We start from the raw sequence: 1,411 nt of genomic DNA on the forward strand, positions 1-1,411 counted from the left end.
GGTTGAACTAGTTGAAGTAGGTGCCGCTCACGGAGAAGAGGTTGGCGATTTTGGCCACCGTGCCTACGTCCAGGCCTTCGTCGAACGACTCCGAAAAGGCGCTTGCCGGGAAGCCCGCAATTGTAGTGTTAGTTGACAACACAACCGTGGCCTGCGTCGTGCTGGCTTCTGAATCGTAAGTGATGCCTGTCACAGCGTTGGTGTTGTTGCCTGCGCCATAGATGGCATCCGTTACACCGGGGACGGCCCCGCCGCCATCGGTGCCCGACACCCAGCTCTTGGGCGCCCCGGTTGGGCCGCTGTAAGGGGCAACGGCAATACCCTGCGAGGGCGTGGCGCTGTTGACACCCGCCCGGCGCATGGCCCGAATGTGCGAGGCGTGACGGGCCTCCACCGAGTGAATGTTCAGCGCGGCGGTCAGCACCGTCTTGTTAGCCATGACCAACGGGGCCGCGCCTTTGTAAGCACGCACGCCGGTGTCTTCAAACGACTGGGCAATGGCCAGGTAGACACCAGCGTTGGTCAGGGCCGTGGGGAACGTGCCTTTGGCCGTGTAGTCGAACACGCCCGTGGTGGCCGGCACCGCGATGGGCGTGCCGCCCAGGGCCGTGATAGTCGTGCGCAGGAAGCTGACGTGGTTGGCTTCGTCGGTGGCAATCAGGGCGAGGGCCGCCGCATTCTGCGCGCTCAGCTGGCCCGTTACGCCGGCGCGGGCGTTGTAGAAGTACGACTCGAGGTACTCCAGCTTCAGGGCGAAGTTGAGCACATCGGTTACGCCGGCGCCCACGGGCGTTTGGGCGTAGGCCTTGTTGAAGATGGCCCCCACAGCCAAGGGAATAGCCGCGGCAGCCATTTTCTGGCCCAGGCCACTCATGTTCTTGAATATCGAGCGGCGCGAATCGAGGCGGTCGTATACCTCGGGGTCAACTTTCTCGATTTCGGAGATGATTTGAAAGAAATTCATATAAATAAGACGAAGAGTGTGAGGAGGGGATAGCCGCGCGGGGGGCGCTTATTTGAGGCCGGAAACGTCGAGTTTCGAGCCGTCAGCCAGGAAGGTGTTGGCAATGTTTACCACTTCGGTAGGCGACATAGCGCGCTCCAGGCTGGAGTTGGCCGGGGCGTTGTTGGTGGTAACGCTGCTCATGCTGGCCGTGGTAATCGTAGCCACGTCGTTGCCGATGAAAGTACCCTCCGTCACCAGGTCGCGGATGATGGCGGCGTGGCGGGCTTCTACCGACACAATTTTACCGGCGATGTAGAGGTACGTGGCCGACTGAATGTACTGGCCCGCACCGTTGTAGGCAGCTACCCCCAGGTCTTCGAATGCTTTGGCCGTGCTCAGTACTGACGTACGGTCGTTGAAGTTGATGGCTGCGAAGTTGGGTGTCAGCGCCTTGATGGGCGTAGC

Annotated in this window: 2 protein-coding genes; both read right to left on the reverse strand. The window is 61.2% G+C overall.

Going from position 1 to position 1,411, the window contains the following annotated elements:
- Positions 1–7: 7 nt before the first annotated feature.
- On the reverse strand, positions 8–964 hold the full coding sequence (locus ACYVGC_RS24935) for a ferritin-like domain-containing protein (RefSeq protein ID WP_460586562.1): 957 nt from the start codon (positions 962–964) through the stop codon (positions 8–10).
- A 48-nt stretch (positions 965–1,012) separates the two neighbouring features.
- A partial coding sequence (locus ACYVGC_RS24940) for a ferritin-like domain-containing protein (protein ID WP_460586563.1) occupies positions 1,013–1,411 on the reverse strand: 399 nt, incomplete at its 5' end.

This window comes from Hymenobacter arcticus (genome assembly GCF_054779975.1).

What these genes read in the sequence shown, in the direction of transcription:
- ACYVGC_RS24935 (WP_460586562.1), bottom strand. Translation starts at nt 964, where the DNA reads ATGAATTTCTTTCAAATCATCTCCGAAATCGAGAAAGTTGACCCCGAG.